Annotated in this window: 14 protein-coding genes; all 14 read right to left on the reverse strand. The window is 65.5% G+C overall.

The window, feature by feature from the left end; genetic code table 11:
- Positions 1-14: 14 nt before the first annotated feature.
- The 14 genes from AC0IYU_RS03095 to AC0IYU_RS03160 all read right to left on the reverse strand — a co-directional run bounded on the left by AC0IYU_RS03095 (position 15) and on the right by AC0IYU_RS03160 (position 19,271).
- Positions 15-812, reverse strand: coding sequence for a TonB family protein (locus AC0IYU_RS03095; protein ID WP_472112904.1), 798 nt, complete (start codon positions 810-812; stop codon positions 15-17).
- Positions 809-7,558: a PilC/PilY family type IV pilus protein gene (locus AC0IYU_RS03100; protein WP_472112906.1), complete on the reverse strand. Its 6,750-nt coding sequence runs from the start codon at positions 7,556-7,558 to the stop codon at positions 809-811. Before AC0IYU_RS03100 ends, AC0IYU_RS03095 begins: the two co-directional genes overlap by 4 nt.
- Before the next feature lie 11 nt (positions 7,559-7,569).
- A complete protein-coding gene (locus AC0IYU_RS03105) occupies positions 7,570-8,145 on the reverse strand; it encodes a pilus assembly PilX family protein (RefSeq protein WP_472112908.1) in 576 nt (191 codons plus the stop codon).
- Positions 8,142-9,344, reverse strand: a complete 1,203-nt coding sequence (locus AC0IYU_RS03110; protein WP_472112910.1) for a PilW family protein — start codon at positions 9,342-9,344, stop codon at positions 8,142-8,144. Before AC0IYU_RS03110 ends, AC0IYU_RS03105 begins: the two co-directional genes overlap by 4 nt.
- A gap of 10 nt (positions 9,345-9,354) precedes the next feature.
- Positions 9,355-9,861 (reverse strand): type IV pilus modification PilV family protein, encoded by a 507-nt coding sequence (locus tag AC0IYU_RS03115; RefSeq protein ID WP_472112912.1) that lies wholly within the window; start codon positions 9,859-9,861, stop codon positions 9,355-9,357.
- 35 nt (positions 9,862-9,896) lie between these two features.
- Positions 9,897-10,490, reverse strand: coding sequence for a GspH/FimT family pseudopilin (locus AC0IYU_RS03120; RefSeq protein ID WP_472112915.1), 594 nt, complete (start codon positions 10,488-10,490; stop codon positions 9,897-9,899).
- Positions 10,484-10,939: a type IV pilin protein gene (locus AC0IYU_RS03125; RefSeq protein ID WP_472112918.1), complete on the reverse strand. Its 456-nt coding sequence runs from the start codon at positions 10,937-10,939 to the stop codon at positions 10,484-10,486. Before AC0IYU_RS03125 ends, AC0IYU_RS03120 begins: the two co-directional genes overlap by 7 nt.
- Before the next feature lie 146 nt (positions 10,940-11,085).
- The gene (locus AC0IYU_RS03130) at positions 11,086-12,534 is read right to left on the reverse strand and encodes a PglL family O-oligosaccharyltransferase (protein WP_472112920.1); all 1,449 of its coding nucleotides are present in this window, start codon (positions 12,532-12,534) and stop codon (positions 11,086-11,088) included.
- 643 nt (positions 12,535-13,177) lie between these two features.
- Entirely contained in the window at positions 13,178-13,666 is a 489-nt protein-coding gene (locus AC0IYU_RS03135) for a pilin (protein ID WP_472112923.1), read from the reverse strand.
- Between the two features lie 202 nt (positions 13,667-13,868).
- Entirely contained in the window at positions 13,869-14,672 is an 804-nt protein-coding gene (locus AC0IYU_RS03140; protein ID WP_472112926.1) for a 3',5'-cyclic-nucleotide phosphodiesterase, read from the reverse strand.
- A gap of 29 nt (positions 14,673-14,701) precedes the next feature.
- Positions 14,702-16,969: a CHASE2 domain-containing protein gene (locus AC0IYU_RS03145; RefSeq protein ID WP_472112930.1), complete on the reverse strand. Its 2,268-nt coding sequence runs from the start codon at positions 16,967-16,969 to the stop codon at positions 14,702-14,704.
- Positions 16,970-17,017: 48 nt separating this feature from the next.
- Positions 17,018-17,683: an FHA domain-containing protein gene (locus tag AC0IYU_RS03150; protein WP_435486751.1), complete on the reverse strand. Its 666-nt coding sequence runs from the start codon at positions 17,681-17,683 to the stop codon at positions 17,018-17,020.
- 66 nt (positions 17,684-17,749) lie between these two features.
- On the reverse strand, positions 17,750-18,559 hold the full coding sequence (locus tag AC0IYU_RS03155) for a Stp1/IreP family PP2C-type Ser/Thr phosphatase (protein ID WP_472112933.1): 810 nt from the start codon (positions 18,557-18,559) through the stop codon (positions 17,750-17,752).
- A gap of 28 nt (positions 18,560-18,587) precedes the next feature.
- Positions 18,588-19,271 (reverse strand): TerC family protein, encoded by a 684-nt coding sequence (locus tag AC0IYU_RS03160; protein WP_116910421.1) that lies wholly within the window; start codon positions 19,269-19,271, stop codon positions 18,588-18,590.
- Positions 19,272-19,367 lie beyond the last annotated feature (96 nt).

A 19,367-nucleotide genomic window follows, 5' to 3' on the forward strand; every position in this document is an offset into this window, starting at 1 on the left:
CCGGCGCTGCGCGTTCAGCGCGGCGGGGCCGCCGGCTGCAGCGGCGCGGCCGACCCTGAAACCGACATGCCGGTGGCGCTGTACTGCACCGCCACCCGCATGCGCGCCGCTGTCGGCACGCCGGCACGCATGCCGGGTGCGAACCGGGTCCCGACGAAGGCGGAAATGGCGGACGCCTCGAACAGGCCCACGGGCGTGGCCTCGATGATCTTGACGTCTTCCACCGCGCCGCCGGCACCGATCAGAAGGTCCAGCACCACTTCGCCCTGGCGCATGCCCGCACCGGGCGGGTACACCAGCCGTATTTCGGTGAGCGGTCGTGGGGGCGGGTCGAGTTCGGACGCGGGCAGGTAGGCCGAGGTGGGCGCCGCGGAGGCAGCGGCGTTGGCTTCCGATTGCGCGGGCGAAATCGATGGCGACGATGCAGGCGGCGGAGCCGGCACGGCCGCTTGCGGCGTCGGCGCCTCGGCGGGCGGTCGCTTCTCCGGCTGCGGTGTTGACGGGAGCGGCGATACCGGTACGGACAAGGCCGGTGCCTCGCGCGCCGGCACAGGGCTCTGCACGGGCAGTTGCGGACTCGGCACCGAGGGCTGTTCTACAACCAAGGGCGTGGCGTCCGCCATCGGTGGCGCACTGGCCGCCGCCGCCTGGGCCGCAGGCGGCGCCAGCAGCCGCGCCTCGATCACCCGCACCTTCGACTGTGAGGCGACCGGCGGCCGCGGCCACGCCGCGTACAGCAGCACCGCATGCAAAGCGACCGACCCCAGCACCGCGGCAGACAGGGACCGGCGCGGCGCCGGGGCAAGCCTCAACGCACGAGCTCGCGCCAGCTGATGCGCTTGCCCTGCGGCGGTGGGCTGCCGACCGGAATGTTCACCGACCGGGTGTTGCCCGAGGCGTCGCGCCCCAGCGCCCGGAACGTGCCGTCCGGCAGCCCGATGATGCCCAGGCCCACCACCACCGAGTTGGCGAAGAACTGCACCGACGTCACGCCGTTCGGGCTGGAACTGACAGGCAGGCCAGTGATGAGATCGACGTAGTTCAGCCAGCTGTAGCCACCGCCCGAGCACATCGTGTTGCTCGGCACGTTGGACGCGAACACCAGGGTGCCGAGGACGCTCTGCATGTCCACGTTCACGCGCTCGCCGTTGTCGGGCAGGTCGATATACCAGCCCTTGGTCTGCTGCGTGCAGGCGCCCACGCCGGTGGTCGCGCACGCCACAGTGCGCGTTGCCGAGCTGCCCGAACCGCTCTGCACCAGTGCCAGGCCTTTCAGCTCCGTTCGCAGGTCGGCGTAGACCGAGGGACCCGGATCCGCCGCCGTCAGCGCGTCCTGGAACGCGTAAACAGTCTGCGCGCTAGTGTCAGTCAGGTCGTCCGTCGACAGCAGCCGTCCCGTGGCCACCAACACCATGGTGGTGCCGTTGACCTCGGCCAACTCGGGCCGCGTGGTGATCGGTTGCGGGTTGTCGCTCTTGTCCTTCGCCGTGGCGAGCAGCGTCGCCTCGTACCCCGTCGGCGCAACGACATTGTTGATGTCGAAGCGCCAGACGTTGCCCAGCAGGTCGACGCCATAGGCGCGCTCGGCTGTGTTGTTCAAGGCGTAGTTGTTCACGAAGATGTTGATCTCGCGCAGGCCGCTCGGCGTCGTGCTGTCGCCCGCCGTGGTGGCGATGCGCTGGATGATCGCGCCGGTGCCGGCGTTCAGCACATACAGATAGCCTTTGCCGTTGCCGCTTACAGAGTTGTTGTAGCCGGACGTGACCAGCACCACCCATGTGCCGTCGCGCAGCTTGGTGATGATGGGGCGTCCGTAGCTCAAGCCCACGTTGCAATCCGAGGTCTCACCGATCGGGTTGCCCGCACAAGCGGCGCTCATGTTGAACTCCCACATCGACTTGGGCGCGGCCGGGTCGGTGACGTCCAGCGCGTAGAAGCCGTTGCCGCCATGGCCCAGGCCGCCGACGATCATCGTTTTCCATTGGCCGCCGGTGTACACGTCCCCGGCAATCGGCGAGCCGTCCACGAAGAACTGGTGCTTGTCGGAATAGTTCGTGTCGGCCAGCTTCCACATGTCGGGCATCACCACCTGCGGGACATAAGCCCAGGCTTCCTGGCCGGCCTTGGCGTAGTTGGCGTCGGCCGAAGTCGCCGGTGCATAGAAGGCATGCACCATGCCGTCGTTGGCCCCCACGTACACCATGGGGGTGCGGTCCTTGTTCGTGGTCTTGAAGGTGTCGTAGCCGGCGTCCTGATAGAACTGGCTGGGCGGCTTCACGAAGGCCGGCTGCGAATTGACGATATCGCCCAACACGTGCGCCCGCGCCCGGTAGAGCTTGGGGGTGTTGTAGACATAGCCTTCGCGCTTGCGCTGGCCGCGCAGGTAGTTCAACAGGTTTGCACCGGTGGTGGCGCCGCGTTGATCAATGGTGCCGGAGCTGCCGTCGCTCATGAACGGGTACTGGCTCAGCCCGGTGGCGATGCCCGAGGCGGTGAACGCCGCCTGCATGGCGCTGCTCAGCCCGGTTGCCGCCGCGCCGGTGGGCAGCCCGCTGGTGGTGTCGCAGGCCTTGGTGTTCCAGGTGAAGTCGACCAGCGCACGGGTCGCCGGATCGCGTGCATAGATCTTCCGGTTGTCGCACTCGTCGCCCACCTTGGCGTCCAGCAGTCCGCGGGCCGTCCACCTCACCGTGGTCGACAGGCTGCCGGTGATGGTGTCCAGTTCTTGCGCCTGGACTTCACCGGTCCAGTCCAGCGTGGTGAAGCTGGCGGTATAGGCAATGTTGTCGCCTGCGGTCGGCGTGAGGCTGGAGGTCGATGCGCCCGCGCCGGCACCGGCTTGCGCCTTGATGCCCGAGAGTGCTTCCTTCAGGCCGTCCACTACCGACTGCGGATCGCGCGCGCTGAAGTACTTGCCGCGGCCGTTGACGGCGGCATGCCAGAAGTCGTCAATGGAGCGCGGGTCGTTGTACTGCAGCTGCGACAGATTGGTGCCGTTGGGCCAGATCGGCCAGTTGACCGGCGGCGTGTTGGCGTAGTCGCGGATCTTCGAGAAATCGCCCGTGGTCGCGCTCTTGTAGTTTTCCAGGTAGTTCAGGTTCCCGGAGACGCCCAGGCCGACGACGAAGGTGGTCATGTGCTGCCACGGGGCACGGTCGTCCTCGATGCCTTCGCCCAGGCGAGGAATGTCATCGGACATACCAGGACGCAGGTCGTTGACGTAGTAGTACTGCGCCACGTCGGCCAGTGAATCGATGCTGCCCTGCACGCCGCTGCCTGTGACCGGTCCCTTGGCCGTCGTCGTTCCACCCCATGCGCCGGACACATCGACCACAGGCGGGGAGGCCGGGCTGGCGTAGCAGATGCCGGTCGCGTCGGTCCAGTCGGTCTCGGTGGTGGACTTGTCGCGCACGCTGGAATCGATGGCTGTGTCGCCGCTCACGTCATAGGTCGCGGTGATGGTCTGCGTGCGGCGCTGCACTTTCGTGCCCGGAATGGCCACGCAGGTCGTGGAACGGTAGCCGTTGTCTGCCGTCGGCGTAACGGGCGAGCAGCTGGTCACGCGGTCCGGGCCTTGCGTGTCGGCGGTGCAGCTGGTCGTCAGGAAGCTGGCGTCCGTGCCGGGCGTGCAGGCCGCCACCGGCGTCGGGGTGGTGGTTACCGTTGCGCAGGACACGACCGGCAGCACGCCACGCGGCGAAGGCACGCAGGTGTCCGCAGGCACACCGACCGTGGTGTCGACCGCGGTGCAGGTGGTACGCGTGAAATTGTTGCCGCTGGTCGGTGCTTCGCTGGTGCAGGCGGTGCCCGGCGTCAATTGCTGCGGCTGCGAGGTGTTGACCGTGCAGCTGGTGACCTTGAAATTGGCATCCACGCCGTTCGAGCAGGCCGCCACCAGCGTGGGGCCCGTATTCACCGTGTTGCAGCTGGTGGTGGTGAAGTTGCCGCTGGTGCCGGCGGTGCACGAGCCTTGCGCGACGAAGGTCGGGCCGGTCGTGACCGTGTTGCAGCTCACTTGCGTGAAGCCGTTGCCCGAGGCAGCCGTTTGCGCCACGCAGCTGCCGGCAGACACACCCACCGTCCTGACATTGGGAACGCAGTTCACCGTGGTGAAGCCATTGCCGGGCGCTGCCGTTTGCGCCGTGCACGACCCCGGGACCACATTGGTCACCGGCGTGTTGTTGGTCGAGCAGGTCGTGATGGTGAAGTCGGTAGGGTTCGTGCCGCCCGTGCAGCTCGCCACCGGCGCGGGGGTCGTCGGCCCGTTCATCGTGCAGATCGTTTGCGTCCAGCCGTTCCCCACTGTTGCGGCTGCGTTCGTGCAGCTCCCGAGCGCTACGCCGGTCGGTCCGGTTGTCGCGGGTGCGGGGCAGGTCGTGGTGACCCAGTTGTTGCCGAGGTTGCCGGTCTGGGGCACACACGTCCCGGGTGCGATCGGCTGGGTGTCCGTGTGCGGGTAGCACACGGTCGCCGTGTTGCCGTTGCCCGTGCCGGCGTTCGCCGGCGTACAGGTCTGCACATTCTGCTCGGGCGTGTCCGCCGTGCGGCAGCTCGTGATGACCCAGTTGGTGCCCGCGCCGCCGCCAGGCGTGCACGATGCGACCAGCGTCTCAGGCGTCGTGACGGTACGGCAGCTCACGAAGCTCGGACCGGTGGTGTTGGGTGTGCACGACGACACCGCGGTCTCGGGCAATACCACAGGGGTGCAGGTCGTCTTGACGCCGCCGCCGGTGGTGTTGGGGGTGCATTGCGCCGGCAAGACCTGGGTCAGCGTGGGCGTGGTTTCCTGGCATGCGCGCTCGAGAAAACCGTTCAATGCAGTGGGCGCTTGCGCGACGCAGCTTCCCACGTTGCTCCAGGCGCTGAAGGCTGTACCGCCGCAGGCGGTCTTCACGTGGTTATTGGCATCGGTCGCGTTCGCGGCATTGCAACTGTCGACCGCCTGGTTGGAAACCAGTGTCTCGGTATCGCACACCGTTGCAATGAAGTTGGGCGACGAGCCCGCGTTGGCAGTGCAACTGTTGACCAAGGTCCGCGGGCTGATGGTGGCGGTGTTGCACGCCGTATCCGTATAAGCGTTGCCCGAGCCGGCGCCTGCCGGCGTGCAAGACGTCTTCTGGGTGAAGGTGGGGGTGACCTTGGTCGTGCACGATGTCGTCACCCAGTTGTTGGCAGCATTGGCCGATGACTGGTTGCACGACTGCACGCCCGTCGGCCCGCTGTTGTTGTTGCCGCAGGTGGTAACCACTTTCGTGGACGCATTCGTTCCTGCACTGCAGGACTGCACAGGCGTGCTGGAGCTCGTCGTGGTGCAGGTCGTGGTCGTGAAACTGGCGTCCGTGCCCTGCACGCAAGCCGATGCGGGCGCGATCGGGGTGGCAGGGGTGGAGTTCGCCGAGCAAGTGACCTGGGCCCAGCCGTTGCCGGCGCTGGGGCTGGCCGGCGTGCAGCTGGCCGCGGCGGTCGGACCGACTACCCGCGGAGCGCAGGTGGTGCTCACGAAATTGTTGCCCTGACCCGCCGACTGTTGCGTGCACGTCTGGACCGCTGTCGGTCCCGTCGTCGTTGGCGTGTCGCAAGTGCGATTGACGTAGTTGTTTCCCGAATTGGCAGACTGCGCCGTGCATGAAGCGACCGCCGTCGGGCCCGTCGTAAGGGTGAGGCAGGAAATGTTGCCGCCGTTGGTGCACGAGGCCACAGGCGTCGTCGTTTCGGTGGAACCGTTGTACGCGAGGACCTGCGTCGTACGCTGGAATTCCTGGCGAGTCGACTGCATCTGGTAGGTCTGGGTGACCAGCGGCTGGTTTGTGGAACGCTTGGTCAGCGTGTCGATCTGCAGTGCCTGGGCCGTGGTCCGTTGCAGCTGCGTCGTGGTCTTGGTCGTCTGCTCCTGCGTCTGGAATTGACGCGTCTGCGTCATCGTCTGCGTCCGGGTCCGCGTCTGGATCTGGGACACCGCCTTTTGGGTGTAGGAGGTGGTCTGCAGCTGCTGCGTGGTCGTCGCAAACACCTGGCGCGTGCCCCGGCCTGTCCAGGTGCGGGTCACCAGTTCCTGTCGCGTTGCGCGGGTCTGCTGCTGCGTGCTGGCCAGGTTCTGCAGGCTCTGGCGTGTTTCGGTGCTGGTGGTCTGCCGGTCTTGCGTGGTCGAGCGGCTGGTCTGCACAGTAGAGGCAAGGACTTGTTCCGTGGTCTTCGTCAGCGACTGGACGCGCTGCGTCGGCTGCGAAGTCGAACGCGACACCACCGAGCTCGTGCGGAAGAACTCGCCGCTGATGCAAGGCTGGTAACGGTTCATCGTCGACGTGGTCGTGTCGGTGCGGCTGCCGGACGTGGTGCCGTCCCAGATGGGGCGGTGGCTGTACAGCAGCGGGTCGAAGCGGTCCAGGATGGTCTTGGGCGTGAGGTTGCCGTCCTGGTTGCCCACGCGCGTCGTGCCGTCGATGCCGACCGGGCCGCGCGTTTCCTGCGCGGTGTTCCAGTAGCCGTCCGTGGTCATGATGGTGAAGTTCTGCTGGCAGCTGTACCGCACCGGGTCGGGCGTCATCTCGGCATTGATGCCGTCCGTGCGGCCGGCGTAGTGCCGACCCACCCGGGCCAGGCCTTCGCGGGCCGGCGACGAACCGTCGGGCGTCTGCCCGTACAGCTTGGCGTACCACGCGGACTTGTGCGTGTCATTGAAGTCGTCGATGGCCAGGTACTTGGTCGGGCTCACGCCGCTGTCGGCGTTGGCCGAGTCGCGCAGCGGGTTCATGCTCACCAGGCCGACGCGAAAGCCGTCGTTGATGGGGTTGAACGCAAGGCTGATGCTGCTCTTCACCATCGCCATGCGGGTGCGATAGAAGGTATACCAGACCGCGAAATTGCGCCTTTCGTCGGCGCCTGCCGCACCCGTGCCCGAGCTGGCGGTGACCAGCTTGCGGCGCCACAGGCCGCCCGTGGTGTTGGCCGTGACATTCGACTGCGTCAGGTTGACGCCGGCGAAGCGCACGCTTTCCATGTCGGTGCAGGGCGCCGCGTCGTAGCGCAGTGACTGGGTGCCTTCGTACGTGTAGTAGTACGCGGCCTGCGCCGGGTCTTCGGCGTCGTTCGCAACCTGAAGCTGGCGCGTGTTGCGGTCGTAGGCCCTGAAGCTGGTCGCCAGGTTGGTGCTGGTGGTGGCGGCCGAATAGAAGTCGTAGCGCGCGGCCCCGAAATCGACGTTGGTCGGCGGGTTCACCAAGTAGTAGCCGTCAGCGCCGCGCGGCACCTCGTAGACCTTGGCCGGGTCGTAGTACAGCGCATTGCACTGCGCGCTGCGATAGCCGATGGGCATTTCGTAGCTTGGGTTGCCGCCGGGAAACTCCAGCTCGTCAGGCATGTGCGTGAACGCCATGGACCGCGAGGTGTCCATCAGCAGCATGACATTGGGCTTGGGCACGGCCTGACCCGTTCCGGCAACAGGCACGGTGGACAGTTGCGTCTGCGCTGCCTGCACGTCGGTCGTCGACGCCCCGTTCCCCCACAGGAGCACGCCGGCAATGGCCGACGCGACAACCGCAAAACCCTTGGAGCGATTCATTTCCCCGGCCCTCATAGCATGATTATTTGTGTGTAGCTGACAGCGCCTCGCACTCCGTCCACGCGCGCCGTGATGCGGTAGTAGGGCGACTTGGGTCGCGAGAATCCCCCCCCGACACCGCCACCGGTGCCCAACCCTGCCGTGGATTGCGGGATGACGCACTTCTGGCTCGCATCAGTCGGCGGCCCCGGCGTGGCGCAAAGCCGGTGGATCACGTAGCGCACGCGATTGCCCGTGCCGTCGTTTGCCGTCACTTCCTTGGCGGTCGACCAGTCGAACGTCATCGGGTCGAAGGTTTCGTTCCAGGTCGCGAAATACGCCGCGGCGGGAACGTCGGCATTGAGCACGTTGGGGTTCGTGCGCTGGTCGTAGACCCACTTGAACCCCGACTCGGTGCCCAGGTCGGCTATCGAGGTGGCGTTCTGCTTGAAGCCCACGTTGCCGGCCACCTCCACGCCAGTGCCGGTGCTGCGGAACATCAGCAGGCCGGTGACCGTCATGACGACCAGCACGACCAGCGCAATGATCAGCACGATGCCGTGCTGCGCCTTCGCGCGCGGTCGCCCCTGTGCACAGGTTCTTCTCATGGCGCAGTTCCCCAGATCATGTTGCGCAACGGCACGACCGTGTCGTACACCCGGTACCGGTAATTGCGCCAGTTGTTGGCTGCGGTATCGCCGTCGATGCCAGAGGCACCCGAATCGGCGGTGTTGTCGACGTTCCTCATGGCGAAAGAGATCGAGCCATTGGCCCACTTCGGCGCCGACGCGGTCACCGGCACGGACGGACTCGTCTCCGTGTTCGGCCGCTCGAAAAGCCGGCTGCGAATCAGCAGGCCGAAGCGCACGGCGAGCAGGCGGCTGTAGTCGGCGGAACCGGGCAACGCGTCATACCACTCGTTGGCAGCGATGATGCCGTCGCCGGAGGCGTCGTAACCGTACTGCGCCTTGAGCGTGACGACGTCCGTGACCACGTCGGATACATCCGTAGGGTTCTCGGTCAGGCTGTTGTAGCGCTGAAGCGACTGGCGTGTCGGGCTGACCTTCCAGACCGTGAGGGCCGGTGCCAGCCCCAGGTTGAACGCGTAACCCGTGCCGATGTTGGTTTCGGTGCCGGTCGCGCTGTTCATCACAGCCGTCTTGTTCACCCCCTGGTTCGTGGTGTACGTATAGGCCGCCTTGTGCTCGACGGCGTTCAGGTCGCTCAGCGACATTCCGGTGAGCTCGACCAGATAGCATTTCAATGCGCCCGAGCTGGTGCTGGTCAGGATTGTCTTGTCGCCGGCAAGAAATCCCTCGCGCGACTTCAGCGTATTGCTCTCGGCGGTCGACGACATGATCGGCTGGCGAGAGACGAAAAACGCCGAGTTTCCGTAGAGCACGTGGATCTCGTCAGGCTTGTCGTCCTCCTTGATGATCTGCACCGGAACAAGGTCGAAGCTGATGTCCTGGGTCGCGAGGCTCGTGTTGATCGCGTTCACCCTGCACCCCATCACGCCGCTGTTGGCCTCGTCTGGATCGCCACCGGCCAGGCCGATGCCGAAGCCTGCCTGCCGAAGGTCACGGTCTAGCGCGAAGGCGCCCAGGGTGCCGCTGATCTGCGCGTCGTTGCCTGCGCCGACCGAGCGCTTGCGCGCGTCCCACAAGGTCTGCAGCTGCACGATGATGAGCACGCAGACCAGCCCGACAACAAGGCCGACCATCAGTTCGATCAATGACACGCCGCTTTGCCGGCGCGCGGAGCCGCCCAAGAAATGCGAACGAGGATGCATGTCGTCTTTGCGCACGGTACTTTTCTCAGTTGATCAGGGTGGCAAAAACATGGCGGCGCTTGACCGGATTCGACGGCACTTTCCAGCACACCGTGATGGTCAGCTTGTTGTGGCCGTCGGCGGTCGTATCCACGCGGATCTGCTGCATGAACGAGTCGGAGCCTGGCAAGCCGCCGTGGGCCGCATCCTGCACGGCCGCAGCCCACGAAGTCACCACGGCGCTGGTCGCAGCACCGCCGGAGAAGTTGCAGTCATCACCGGTGGCCTGGTGCTGGAAGGTGGCAAGCGCGGTCTGCACCGACGTGGCGCGCGCCGCGCTGTCCACGCCGGCCCGGCTCACGCTGATCCACGCCTCCTGGCCGATCTGGCTCGCCCATTGCGCGGCCAAGGTGCGGTACTCGGCATCGGACTGCGTGGCAACGGCCTGCGCGCTGAGGCCCACCATGCCGACGATGCCCAGCATGAACAGCAGGATGGCGACCACGGCCTCGATGAGGAACATGCCGCGTTGGCGCAACGGGCCGCGCCTCATGCGCGGACGCATTGGTATCCGGTTCGAACGCAGCTTCAGCATTTGCGTGTTTCCCCCGCGCCTGTGGCAGCCGGATCGCACATGCGTACCTGGCCGCCGGCGCTTGCCATCACCCGCAGGCAACGTGCAGGGCCGCCGGCGTCCGCGCAAGTGGCGCCCTGCTGTCCGAAGTTCACGACGGCACCCGCGCCGACCAAGGCGCCCGCCGCATTGAAGCGGATGCTGGAAGCGCCGGTCGTACTGATGACGACCGACGTTCCCTGCCCGGAGCGCCCTCCGCCCTCTGCGCCAGCCTTGCCCTCGATAAAGACATGCGGATCGTCAGCGGTCTCGGGTGTCTGGCGTACCAGCCAGTTGGGGCCGCTGGTGGTCAGCGCCGAGGTTTCCACATTGGCGGGCACCGGAGAAGCGGTGGTCAGGACCAGTTCCACCGGAACGTTTCGGCGAATCGCCTCGGCGCGCGCTTGCTGCAACGAGGCAGAAAAGGCCTCCGCGGTCGCGAGGGTCTTCATGTTCTCGGCGTACTGGCGCATCGAAGGCACCGCCATCGCCGCCATCACCGCGAAGATGACCAGCGTGACCATCAGCTCGATGAGCGAGAAGCCGCTCTCACGAGCGGAGTTCAGCATGTGCCGCCCTTGCTCGTGATCCAGCAAAGATCCGTGGGAGCCCCAGTCCAACCGGCGTCGAGGGTCGCAGTGCCTTTGGCTCCAGTTTCTTTCAGGGTATACACAAAGCCTGCTGTGCTCGTGCCGGTTTTACCAGTTGCAGTGATCGTGTATGTGGTGGCGGTCGGAGTGCCACAGTCAAAGTCGAACCCTTTCGTACTGGCTGGCTTCGTTGCAACAGTGCCTGAATCGCAAGCCCCTGCAAAAGTACGGTTGTCTTGAAAGAACTGCTCCATCCGCGGGCGCATGCCAGCCAGCAGCCCAAGCGCCTCGGAGACCCGCGCACGACGCACATAGTCCGAATACTGCGGAAGCGCAATCGCAGCCAGGATGCCGATGATCGCGACAACGATCATGACTTCGACAAGCGTGAAGCCGGCGCGGCGATGGCGGTTTTTGTAGATGGTCATGAACAAGGCCCAAAGCACCCACAGGGGGCGACAGACACAAATGTGTATCTTTGTGGCCTAGCTTACGCTTCTTTACCTTCTGTAAAGAAGCCGCTTATCTGGAGATAAACGCCGCTCGTCATACCCAAGGCGACGCTGGACAGTGCTCAAAGGGCGGAAGAATCGACCGGTTTGCCTTGGAGCCAATGTTCGTACTGACGTGGAAACGCAACGCTGAAACGTTGCGCTTCCGCCCGCGCCTCGTCGTGCATGCCCATCAGTTCGGCGCTTTCTATCAGCTTCACGATCACACGAGGTTCGGGCGAAAAGTGCACAAGTCGTCGAGCCAGCGCATGGATTTCCGTCGCGTTGGAGGCGGTCACCGTGGTCAGGGTGAGCCTGGCAAAGTCGACCTGATTCGCAAACAGCCACGAGCCTTGCGCTGCTTCGAGGGGATGCTCCTCGTACTGAGGCAACCGCTCGTCCCGAGGCAGATAGATCTGGCTGATGCGGATGTAGTCCCAGCTTGCATAGCCGACGGTGGCGATCAACACCGCCGCAGCTACCGACGAAAAGGCCTGAAGCCTGGGCCGGGGTCGATCTCGATCTGCTACCGCTCGCTTGGCGGGCCAGAGTACGCCGAGGCAAAGACCGAACACCATCTGGAACGGCCCGTACCACAACGGATATTCGAGCAGGCTGTGCAGGACGATCACGCCCAGCAGCCCCCAGGCCATGACGCGGAACGGATCGCGCTCGCGCCACGGCTGCGCGGTGATGACGAACCAGATGAAGCCACCACACACGAGCACCGCCGCCGGAATGCCGAGCTCGACCGCAAGGTGCAGGGGCAGGTTGTGGGCGTTGTCGAGGATCTCGACGAAGCGCGCTCCCGGGTACAGCGTGCTGTGCATGTAGTGCGCGAAGCTCAGTTCGCCCCAGCCCCATCCCCGCCACGGACGCTCCGCGATGAGCGTCAGCACGTTGTGCCAGAGAATCAGCCGGCTGTGGCTGACCGGTGCCCCTTCGCTCAGGCGCTGCGCCATGCTCTCGGTTCCACTGCCGACGAGTTGCGGCAGGACCCAAGCGGCTGCGAAATACAGGGGAATCAGGGACAGGAGAGCCAGCGGGGCGGGCAAGCAGGGCAACGCCTCCGGCCGGGCCTCCCCCCGGGCCTCCCCCCTGCGGCGCGGGTCACGTCTCTCACGACGCGCCATCCAGGCTGCGGTGCCAACGATCAGCAGAAACTCCAGCAGGCCCGTTCGCGACGTGGACGCTGCGGCGGCCAGCACCAGCAAGACGACCGCTACAAGCCACGCGAGGCGCTTGAAGGAGGCCCCATTTTTTCGCGTCGCGTGAAGCCAGAGCGCCGCAATCAAGGCCATGCTGATCAGGCTGGCGAACTGGTTGCGTTGGCGCAGGTTGCCGAAAGCCTGTCCGACTGCCGGCGAGGTCGTCCAGGGCTCAAGATGTTCTGCCAACCCGTAGTATTGGAGCAGGCCGAGCACAGTGCTGATGAGTCCGGCGCCTAGTAAGCCATGTGCGATGACCGCGTGCCATCGAGCACCACGATGGACAAAGCTCGCGCCAACGTAGACAGTCATGACGGTGACCATGACGACGATTGCTGCGGGGATGCGAGCGCTGAGGCCGAGCCGGGAGTCGGGAGAAGCGGCGACAAGGAGCGCAATTACGGTAAGCCAAGCTACGGCCCAAGGGCTCACGAGACCGAACCTTGCCTTCGCCAAGACCAGCAAAGGCGCTACGCAGAGCCACGACGCCAACTGCTGCCAAACGTTGACCGAAGGGCCTGCAGCTACAGGAAAGATGAAAGGTAACGCGATCAGCGCGCTACATAAAGCTGGTGCGCCAACTGGATCGGGCAAATTCTCTGTGACGAAGCAAGATGACGGCGCCAACTTCATTGGACTGATTCTGCCCTCGATGCTATTGGTGTTTAACGCGATGTGCGTCGAGCGTCGACGTAGTTGCGATATCGGGCAGAGAGGTAGCCACACCAAACCCCAGAAAACGCGATGGGCGAAAAATACGTCGCCATATTCGCGTTTTGGTTTACCAAAGATACGTGGCTCTTCAACTCGATTAGCCAACTTTTGTCAATAAACGCTGGAATAGATTTAGTCTAACCTTTTCAGATTCACAACTTATTGAATACTTTTTTTGCCATGGCATCAATGATTAGGAACACTGAAACAAAAAGCCGCCCGAAGGCGGCTGATCGCAGAACCGATGTGAAATTTACGACGAGGCTGCAGCTACGCCCGGGCATTCCTTCGGAGCCAGCTTCGCTGCCACAGTCGATGCGCAAGTCCAAGCGCCGGTGGTCCCAGAAGCGCCTTGCGTGTCGGCTGCACGAGTCCAAGTAATTGAAAGGCCGTTGACTTGAGCATTGCCCTTCAACGTGCAAGCGATAGTGCCACCCGAGTTTGCGGGAGATGTCGTGCCTTGAAAGCCGGTGATCGCGATAGCCGAGCAGCGCGCTGTCGATGCTTGAATACCCAAATCCGTCACTGCGGTGGGAGGCGTGCCGGAAGCGATGCGATCTTCCACATTCACTTTGGCGGGAGTAATTTCTGCGAGGCCACCAGCGACTTGGGACTTCGCAACATAGTCCTGATACGCCGGCAGAGCCACAGCAGCCAAGATGCCGATGATCGCCACAACGATCATCAATTCGATAAGGGTAAAGCCGGCCTGTGCGCGGCGGGCGAGAGTGCGATGGTTCATGAACTAACTCCAGGTTGGTTGGTTGAGCCCGGGAACCTGCCCGGAGCGCAGTACCTTCCGCAGCATCTGTGCCAAGCGGCTTTCAATCGTTTACAGATTGAAAGTAGTGCATTTGTTCACACTTCAGTTACAGAGAGTGACACTTCTTGGCCGTGCTCGCAACAACAGGTGACAAATTTGTCACTCTCAACGACCCGCGAACTCAAAACGTCAGCACCCCATCCGCCTTCAGCCAGCGAATGTCCCGCTGCGCCAGCCCCGCCACCTGCCGGGCCGCCAGCCCTTCGATCTGGCTCATGATTTCCTCGGTCTCCGCGGGCTTGGTGTGCGTGATGTAGATCGGGTACTGCTTGCCCGGATCGATCTGCGCCAGCTCATCGGCCAGCACCGACGGCGACAGGTGCAGGCTGCGCTCGGCCAGCGCCTGCTCGCGGCTGCTGAAGGCCGTCTCTATCACCAGCATCGCCACGTCCAGCGCGTTCACGCGCTTCCAGAAGGGCGCGTTGCGCTCGGTGTCGCCGGTGAAAACCCAGTGAGCGCCTCCTTCGGCGCGCCGTACGGCGAATCCGCAGGCCGGCACGGTGTGCACGGCTGGCAGCACCTCGATGCGCTTGGGCACGCGGCTGCCCAGGTGCAGCGACTGCCCCACCGCGATGTCGTGAAAGCTCACGAAGGGCGCGTCCTGGCTCGGAATGCTCTCGAAGTCCGGCCAGATGACGTTGTTGAACACATGCGTGCGCAGTGCCTCGATGGTGGCCCTCAGCGCATGCACCCGCAGCGGCTGCGCGCGGCGGCTGCCGACGGCGTCGAGCATCAGGGGCAGCGCGGCAATGTGGTCGAGGTGGCTGTGGGTGAGCACCACGTCGTCGATGGCGGCCATTTCATCGAGCGTGAGGTCTCCGACCCCCGTGCCCGCATCGACGAGCAGGTCGGTGTCGACCAGAAACGAGGTGGTGCGGCAGCCTTTGGCGATGGCGCCCGAGCAACCCAGCACACGAACCTGCATTGTGAGAGACCCCTTGTGTGTGTCTGCCGTCATTTGGTTTCGAACCGGGTTGCGCCGTCCCAGTTCGGGTCTTGCGGACGCAACGCCATCGAGGCTAAACGCTGGGCGTAGAGCTGGTAAAGGACTTTTTTGGCATCCTCGGCGAGCAAGGGGGCGAGCAGGCTTCGGCCCAGGGCCCAGTCCTGGCGCCGGTAGGCGGCGAGCACGTCGCTCCAGCGCTCGAGCATGCGGCGGGCGTGCTCTACGGACTCGGGGGTGCGTGCGACCAGCGGCGTGAACACGGCCACCGCCTGGGCCTTGCCCTTGACGCGCACGCTGTCGAGCTCCTGCCAGAGATGGCCCGGCGCCATGGCCCGGGTCGCGCTGCTGGCGACAATTTCGACGCCGTAGTGCCCGCTCAGGCCCTCGAGCCGGGACGCAAGGTTGACCGCGTCGCCCACCACGGTGTAGCTGCGGCGCTCGGTGGAGCCCATGTCGCCCACGCTCATCACGCCGCTGTTGATGCCGATGCCCACGCTGATCTCCGGCCGGCCGCTGTCGCGGTGGATGCGGTTGATGTCGCGCACGGCGTCGCCCATGTCCAGGGCGGCCTGCACGGCGAGCGTGGCGTGGTCGGGCGTGTCGATGGGCGCGCCCCAGAAGGCCATGACGCAGTCGCCCATGTACTTGTCGACGGTGCCGCGGTGCGCGCTGATGACGTCGGTGAGCCGGCTGAACACAGTGTTGAGAAAGGCCTGCAGCTCGGCCGGCGCCATCTGCTCCGACAGGCGGGTGAAGTCGCGCATGTCGCAGAACAGCACGGTCATGGGCTTGCTCTCGGCGCGCATGCTGTAGCGGTCGGGGTGCGCCATCATTTCGTTGACCAGTTGCGGCGGCACATAGGTGCCGAAGAGCCGCGCCAGCCCCCGCCGGGCGCGCGATTCGACGAAGTAGCCCCAGCTCATGTTGAGCACGAACGCCAGCGCCGTCATGGCCAGCGCCGACGCCAGCGGCAGGACGAGCCCGTGGCCCACGTAAAGCCAGAGGTTGAGGCCGACCAGCGCGGCGACGGTGCCGGCGGCCAGCAGCACGGCGCGCGACGCCGACAGCAGCGACAGCCCGAAGGCCAGCACGAGCCCGGCCGCCAGGACCAACAGCACCTCGTAGCCCGGCGCGTAGTCCGGCACGCTCAGCAGGCGGTGATCGAGCAGGCCGGAGACGACGTTGGCATGCACCTCGACGCCCGGAAACGCTGCGTCCACGGGGGTGGCGCGCAGGTCCTGAAGGCCCGGCGCGGTGGCGCCGAGCAGCACGATCTTGTCTTTCAGCTCGCCCGGTGCGAGCTTGCCTTCCAGCACCTCGGCGGCGGGTACGTAGCGAAACGATCCGCCGTTCGCGCCGCCGGGTCCGCGAAACGGCACTTGCATGCTGGCGCCCTGGTCGACCGGAATGCGCAACGGGCCCAGCCGCAGCGACGCGAGCCGGGGCAACCCCGCGCCGGCGCCCGACGCGAAGGCCGGCAGCACCGCCGGCGAGCCGTTGGCAAGCCGGTAGACCGCGAGCCCCAGCGATTCGTAGTACCCAGGCTGCGCCTGGTCGCCTTCGTAGCGGGCGAGCAGCGGCACGCTGCGGATCGCGCCGTCGCCGTTGGCGCCGACCAGCATGTTGAGAAAGCCGGCGGCCGGCGCGGCCTGGGCCAGCGCAGGCAGGCTGGCGCCGAACCCGTTCCAGGTCGTGCCGTAGGTGCCGCCCGCGGGAAAGGCGCCGGCCGGCAGCAGCGGCGTGGCGGGCAACTGGCCCTCGGCGCGGGGCGGCTGCGTGCGGTTGAAGTAGTAGCCGAGCGCCACCCGCTGGCCTTTCAGGGCTCCGGCAAAGGTGGCATCGTGGTCCAGCGAGGGCGCCAGCCGCTCGACCTCCGACGCCAGGCCGGGCATGCCCTGCAACGGCCCGTTCGCCATTTCGCGCAGCCGTTCGAGGCCGGAGCTGCGGTCGGGTTCGAGAAACATCACGTCGAAGCCGAGCACGGCGGCCTGCTGGCGGGTCAGCAGCTCGGTGGTGAGGCGGGCCATCTTGTCGCGCGGCCAGGGCCACTGACCCTGGCGCGCCAGGCTGGCGTCGTCGACGTCGACGATCACCACGCGCGGATCGGCCGTGCGCGGCATGGTGGCGCGCAGGCGGATGTCGTAGATCAGCAGGTCAAGGCGTTCGAGTGCGCTCAGCGGCCAGGCGCCGGTGGCATGCGCCAACGCCAGCAACAGCGGCAACAGCGTGATGGCGATGCGCGGCCAGTGGCGCCGCAGCTCGCTCCACTTGCTCACGACAGCCCGTCCTTGCGGGCGTTGCCGCGGCAGGCCACGGGGGGAAATTCAGATGCGAACGAACTGCATGCGCGTGGCGCCGCCGAGCTCGAGCACGTCGCGCTCCTGCAAGGCGACCGCCTCGGTGCCCAGCTGCAGGCCGTTGAGCGTGACGTTGCCCTCGACGCCAGCGGCCACGTAGCCCTGCCGGCGGCGCGTGACGACGGCCACGGCGACGCCGGGCTTGCCGATGGTGGTGACGACCTTCTGCAGCGCAACGTCCTGGCCTTCGTTGGCGCCAGCCAGCACCCGCAGCACCGGAATGCCCAGCTCGACCAGCGCGCCGGACTCGGTGGGCGCCGACGACAGCGGCACGGCACCCGAATGCCCCGAGTGCTCGGGCAAGGTGGTGCGCACGGAACCGGGACCGATGGCCAGGTTGCTTCGCGCCCGGAAGTGGATGCGGCAGCCACCGACCTCGATGACGTCGTTGTCCTTGAGCGCCTGCTTCTGGATGGCGAGCGCATTGACGTACGTACCGTTGGTACTGTTGAGATCTTCAATTTCGACTTGACCATCGCCATCGCTCATGTGCAGCACGGCGTGCTCGCCGCTGACCGCCAGATTGTCGATCACGATGTCGTTGTAGGCACGTCGTCCCAACGTCGTGCGTTCCTTGGCGAGTGCCACTTGTCCGATGACAACGCCATCGACAGAGATGATCATCTTCGGCATTGCCGACTCCCCGATTGCAAAGCTTGAGTGAGGGCAAGCGGGACGGTGGGGTGCCGTCCAGGCCTGCTACTTGGCCGCGCGAGACGTTTCCAGGACGCTCGCCCGTGCCAGAACAACCGAAATATTGTCCCGTCCGCCATTGTCGTTTGCAATTGCAACTAAAAGTGAAGCTTTTTTCTGAAGCGCGATATCGTGCGCAAGAAGCGTGAAAAGCTGCTCATCGGAAATCATCTCGCTCAGTCCGTCGGAGCAGAGCATATAGAGATCGCCCGGTCTTGCGCTGTGTTCGTGCATTTCCAGCATGACCTGCGGCTCCACGCCCACCGCGCGGGTCACGAGGTTGCGGGTCGGCGAATTGAGCGCTTCCTCGGCGGTGATGGCGCCGGCGTCGAGTTGCTGCTGGCGCAGCGAATGGTCGCGCGTGAGCAGTTCGAGCTTGTCGTTGCGCACGCGGTAGCAGCGCGAATCGCCGATGTGGCCGACCACCACGCGCTGCGGCCGGAAGGCCGCCAGCACCAGCGTGGTCCCCATGCCCTGCAGCTCGGGGTTGGTGGTGCCGGCGTGCAGGATGGAGCCATTGGCCTCGTCCGTGGCGGCCTGCAGCGCCCGGCGGACCACCCGGGCCGGCGCCTGCATGCCGGCCTGGGCGAACCAGCGGCCGAAGCTGGCATGCATCAGCGACACGGCCATGGCACTCGCCACTTCGCCGCCCTTGTAGCCGCCCATGCCGTCGGCCAGCAAGGCCAGCCCGAGCGCGGAATCGACGTGGACGGCGTCTTCGTTGTGGGCGCGCAACCGCCCGACATCGGTCAGGGAGGCGAACTCCCAGGTCAGCGCGGGGCGGGTCGAGAACAGGGAAACGCCGACACTCGCCATGGTTTGCCAGTGCCGACTTCTCAGAAACTCAGTGTGCCGCGGCGTGCGCGCGCCGTTGCAACAGGCGGCCGACGGCCACGACGAACAGGGCACCGGCAGCAGCTGCCGCATAGTGCAACCAGGGATTGGCCGCGAGCGTGTCGCGCAGCGCCACGTCGCTCACGATGGTTTCGCCACCGACCCAACCGATCAGCGCGGCACCGAGCATGACGATGATCGGGAAGCGTTCCATGAGCTTGATCATGAGGGTGCTGCCGAAAATGACCAAGGGAATACTGATCGCCAGGCCCAGCACCAGCAGCACCATGCTGCCCTGCGCGGCGGCCGCCACGGCAATGACGTTGTCCAGGCTCATCACCAGGTCGGCCAGCAGGATGGTGCGCACGGCGACCATCATGCTGCCGTATTCCTTGGACTCGCCCTCGCCCTCGTCGTCGCCGCTGAGCAGCTGCGTGCCGATCCACAGCAGCAGCAGGCCGCCGACGATCTGCAGGAAGGGCAGCGCGAGCAGCTTGGCCGCCACCACCGTGAGCACGATGCGCAGCACCACGGCCGCGCCCGAGCCGAACATCACGGCCTTTTTCTGCTGTGCGGGCGGCAACGAGCGCGCCGCCATGGCGATCACCACGGCGTTGTCGCCCGACAGGATGATGTTGATCCAGACGATCTTGAGCAGACCTATCCAGAAATCTGTGCTTTGAAGGAGTTCCATGTCTCTGATCCCACTGTGTTTTATTTGAAAAAAGCGCCCGCAATCCAGTGCGGGCGCTTTTTTTGTTTCTGCGTGGTCCTCGCATGACCCGGCTCT

This window comes from Variovorax sp. AC103, assembly GCF_979254005.1.

Coding starts and splice junctions, on each gene's coding strand:
- AC0IYU_RS03100 (WP_472112906.1), bottom strand. CDS start 7,558: ATGAATCGCTCCAAGGGTTTTGCGGTTGTCGCGTCGGCCATTGCCGGC.
- AC0IYU_RS03105 (WP_472112908.1), bottom strand. CDS start 8,145: ATGAGAAGAACCTGTGCACAGGGGCGACCGCGCGCGAAGGCGCAGCAC.
- AC0IYU_RS03115 (WP_472112912.1), bottom strand. CDS start 9,861: ATGAGGCGCGGCCCGTTGCGCCAACGCGGCATGTTCCTCATCGAGGCC.
- AC0IYU_RS03120 (WP_472112915.1), bottom strand. CDS start 10,490: ATGCTGAACTCCGCTCGTGAGAGCGGCTTCTCGCTCATCGAGCTGATG.
- AC0IYU_RS03125 (WP_472112918.1), bottom strand. CDS start 10,939: ATGACCATCTACAAAAACCGCCATCGCCGCGCCGGCTTCACGCTTGTC.
- AC0IYU_RS03130 (WP_472112920.1), bottom strand. CDS start 12,534: ATGGTCACCGTCATGACTGTCTACGTTGGCGCGAGCTTTGTCCATCGT.
- AC0IYU_RS03135 (WP_472112923.1), bottom strand. CDS start 13,666: ATGAACCATCGCACTCTCGCCCGCCGCGCACAGGCCGGCTTTACCCTT.
- AC0IYU_RS03140 (WP_472112926.1), bottom strand. CDS start 14,672: ATGCAGGTTCGTGTGCTGGGTTGCTCGGGCGCCATCGCCAAAGGCTGC.
- AC0IYU_RS03150 (WP_435486751.1), bottom strand. CDS start 17,683: ATGCCGAAGATGATCATCTCTGTCGATGGCGTTGTCATCGGACAAGTG.
- AC0IYU_RS03155 (WP_472112933.1), bottom strand. CDS start 18,559: ATGGCGAGTGTCGGCGTTTCCCTGTTCTCGACCCGCCCCGCGCTGACC.
- AC0IYU_RS03160 (WP_116910421.1), bottom strand. CDS start 19,271: ATGGAACTCCTTCAAAGCACAGATTTCTGGATAGGTCTGCTCAAGATC.